4 protein-coding genes are annotated in these 3,869 nt (G+C 65.4%); all 4 read left to right on the plus strand.

Annotated features, from left to right (window positions below; all coding sequences use genetic code 11):
• Positions 1-340, plus strand: a 340-nt coding sequence (locus tag D477_RS16880) for a LysR substrate-binding domain-containing protein (protein ID WP_005272427.1), incomplete at its 5' end; no start/stop codon positions are given.
• A gap of 120 nt (positions 341-460) precedes the next feature.
• Entirely contained in the window at positions 461-1,558 is a 1,098-nt protein-coding gene (locus D477_RS16885) for a tartrate dehydrogenase (protein WP_005272436.1), read from the plus strand.
• Between the two features lie 165 nt (positions 1,559-1,723).
• Positions 1,724-3,142: a C4-dicarboxylate transporter DctA gene (gene dctA / locus D477_RS16890; RefSeq protein ID WP_005272438.1), complete on the plus strand. Its 1,419-nt coding sequence runs from the start codon at positions 1,724-1,726 to the stop codon at positions 3,140-3,142.
• Positions 3,139-3,869 (plus strand): glycerate kinase (locus D477_RS16895; protein ID WP_005272440.1); only part of this gene is annotated, 731 nt, incomplete at its 3' end. The genes dctA and D477_RS16895, both read left to right, overlap by 4 nt.

Below are 3,869 nucleotides of genomic sequence, written 5' to 3' on the forward strand. Positions count from 1 at the left end.
TGACCGCGAGGATCTGGCCGGCCACAGGGTCATCGTCTCCCAGCGGGGATCGCTGATGAGGTGGCTGGTCGATGACATCCTCGCCAGCGGCGTGAACGTGGAAATCGCGGTCGAAGTAGCGCACCGAACCTCAGTCCTGCCGCTGGTGTTGGCCGGGGTAGGGCATGCGGTGATGCCCTCGTCCTGGGCATCCCTGGCCCGGAAAGCGGGACTGCGGGTGGCACGCATCGAGCCGGTATCGGAACTGCATGTAGCAGTACTGAGCCGGCAGACCGACCTGACGCCTTCTGCGCGGACGTTCCTCGAGGTCGCCGCGGAGTACGCCGCAGCACACGAATAGATAGGCTGAACCTATTCGGGGTATGCAAATCCAGTCTTGGACGCGATCGTACCCGCGACCTTCTAATTGAATCTGACACCGCAGCTGTGATGCGGAGCACTTCAATCAGGAGAGAGAAACATGACCGAGACCCAGGTTTTCAAGATCGCCTCGATTCCCGCGGACGGGGTCGGCAAGGAAGTTGTGGCGGCCGGCCGGAAGGTGCTGGATACCGTGGCCGCGCAGTCGGACGGCAAGTTCGCCTTCGACTGGACCGAATTCCCCTGGGGCAGTGAGTACTACGCCAAGCACGGCGTCATGATGGATGCCGAGGGGCTGGAGGTCCTGAAGGCGTTCGACGCGATCTACTTCGGCGCCGTGGGCTGGGAGAACGTGCCGGACCACATCAGCCTTTGGGGCCTGCGGCTGAACATCACCCAGAATTTCGACCAGTGGGCCAACATCCGTCCGGTCAAGTTCCTGCCCGGTGTGCAGTCCCCGCTGCGCAAGGCCGACAACACCGAACTGGACTGGGTGGTCGTGCGTGAGAACAGCGAGGGCGAGTACGCCGGCCTCGGCGGCCGCAACCTCAGCGGCCGCGGCCCGGGCAACGAAGTGGCACTGCAGACCGCGCTCTTCACCGAAAAGGGCTGCGAACGCATTATCCGCTTCGCCTTCGACCTGGCCCGTACCCGCACGGTCAAGAAGGTCTCCTCAGTGACCAAGTCGAACGCCCAGCAGTACGGCATGGTCCTGTGGGACGAAGTCTTCGACCGCGTCGCCCTGGACTACCCGGACGTGGAGACCGAGAGCGTGCTGGTGGACGCGATGAGCGCGAAGTTCATCCTGCGCCCCGAGGACCTCTCCGTTGTCGTTGCTTCCAACCTCAACGCCGACATCCTCTCCGACCTCGGCTCGGCCCTGGCCGGCAGCCTGGGGCTGGCCGCCAGCGCCAACCTGAACCCGGAGCGCCGCTTCCCGTCCATGTTCGAGCCCGTACACGGCTCGGCCCCGGACATTGCCGGCAAGGGCATCAGCAACCCGATCGGCGCCATCGCCAGCGCCGCACTGATGCTGGATCACTTCGGCCTGCATGACGAGGCCCGCCGCATCGAAGCCGCGATCGAATCGGCCACCGGATCCGGCCACCTGACCCGCGACATCGGCGGCACGGCCAACACCGATGAGGTCACCGAAGCGATCGTGGCGGCCCTGAACGCCTCCCTGGCCACCGTCTGATCACTCCTTATTCCACCAGGCCGGGCCGGTGCAGGTCGCGCCGGCCCGGCCCGGGCTACACCCTGCGGAGAAGCGGCTTCTTCCCGTACCCCCTTCACTTTCTAGTCCTCCGCCTCCGAGACAGATTCACGCGGAGCGCGATTTTTCCAACGACGAGGTAGGAACATGGACCACACCATCGACAGCGGCACCGGCCGCAAGCGCTGGTACCGCCAGCTGTATTTCTGGGTTCTGGTGGCGATCGTCATCGGCATTCTGGTCGGCTGGCTCGCCCCCGAGACCGGGGAAGCGATGCAGCCCATCGGCACCACCTTCGTCGAAGCGATGAAGATGCTGATCGGCCCAATCGTCTTCCTCACCATCGTCGGCGGCATCGCCAGCGTCGCGGACCTGAAGAAGGTCGGCGTCACCGGGCTGAAAGCGCTGACATACTTCCAGATCGGCACCATCTTCGCCATGATCATGGGCCTGGTCGCCATCAACATTTTCCGGCTTGGCGACGGCGTCAACGCGGACGCCAGCAAGATCGAAACCAGCGGAACGGCCGCCGAACTGATCGAAAAGGGCGAGAACCAGCAGTGGTGGGAGTTCCTGACGCACATCGTCCCCGGCAGCGTCGCCGGCCCGTTCGTTGAAGGCGACATCCTCCAGATCATCTTCATGGCGGTCATCTTCGGCATCGCGCTCAACGCCGTCGGCAAGGTCGGCGCTCCCGTCCTCGACGCGGTGCAGCGGTTGACCAAGGTGATCTTCAAGGTCCTGAACTTCATCATGAAGGCCGCCCCGCTCGGCGCGTTCGGCGCCATGGCCTTCGCCGTCGGCAAGTACGGCGTGGAAACCCTCTCCAGCCTCGGCTGGCTGATCCTGCTCTTCTACGGCACCTCGATCGTATTCGTCATCGTGGTCCTCGGCGGCGTGATGGCCTTCCTGAAGCTGAACATCTTCAAGATGTTCAAACACTTCAAGGAGGAACTGCTGCTGATCCTGGGCACCTCCACCGCCGAACCGGCACTGCCCGGCCTGATGCGCAAGCTGGAGCACGCCGGCGTGAAGAAGGAGACCGTCGGCCTGGTCGTCCCGACCGGCTACAGCTTCAACCTCGACGGCGCCGCGATCTACCTTTCCCTGGCCGCCGTGTACATCGCCCAGGCCACCAACACGGACCTGACCATCGGCCAGCAGCTGGGCATGCTCGCGGTCATGCTGCTGACCTCCAAGGGCGCGGCCGGCGTCGCCGGCGGCGGCTTCATCGCCCTCACCGCGACCCTGAGCACCCTGGGCACCATCCCGGCTGCGGGCATCATGCTGATCTTCGGCATCGACAAGTTCATGTCCGAATGCCGCGCCCTGGTGAACTTCTGCGGCAACGCCGTGGCCACACTGTTCATCGCCTGGTGGGACAAGTCGCTGGACGTGGACCGGGTGCGCCGGGTCTTCAACGGCGAGAAAGTCGCGCCCCTGAACGCACCTGCGGCACACAGTCTCATCTCCGATCCTCCCGCTGAAACACCGGTGAGGACTCCGGGCACCGACAACGTCACGACCTCGCATACGGAACTGCCTGTGGAGGCCGGCGCACGATGAGCTCATTCGAAGTCCTGCTGGCACCCGATAAATTCAAAGGCTCGCTCAGCGCTTCCGAGGTCGCGCACTGGCTGGCAAACGGGCTGACCTCCCAATCCGGCCCGGAGCGGATCAGCTGCAAGGCGCTGCCGGTGGCCGATGGCGGAGACGGCAGTGTCCAGGCCGCCCTGGACGCGGGATTTCAGCCCATCCCTGTGCAGGTCACTGGGCCCGCCGGCACCCCGGCAACCACCAGAGTGGCATTCGATGGCTCAGCAGCCGTTGTCGAGGTGGCCACCACATCAGGCCTGCAAATGCTGCCCCCGGAAAAGCTCGCGCCGCTGACCAGCAGCAGCGCAGGCTTCGGCCAGGCCATCCGGGCAGCCCTCGGACAGCGCCCTCGCCAGGTTGTCCTGGCCCTTGGCGGCAGCGCCACGACCGACGGCGGGGCCGGCATGCTCAGCGCACTCGGCGCGCAATTCCTTGACGCCCACGGCGAAGCGTTTGTGCCCTGCGGCGGGACCCTCGCCGACATCGCCCGCATCGATCTCAGCGGACTGATACCGATGAAAGACGTGGACCTGGTCGCTGCCAACGATGTCCGGAACCCGCTGCTCGGGCCGACCGGTGCCGCCGCCGTCTACGGCCCGCAAAAAGGCGCAAGCACGGCAGAAGTGCACCTGCTCGAAGCCGGTCTGGCGAACCTGGTCCGGCGCCTGGACGAGGCCGGACTGCCGGGACCCCGGGT

Source organism: Arthrobacter crystallopoietes BAB-32 (assembly GCF_000328305.2).
In the GTDB taxonomy this organism is placed as follows: Bacteria; Actinomycetota; Actinomycetes; order Actinomycetales; family Micrococcaceae; genus Crystallibacter; species Crystallibacter crystallopoietes_A.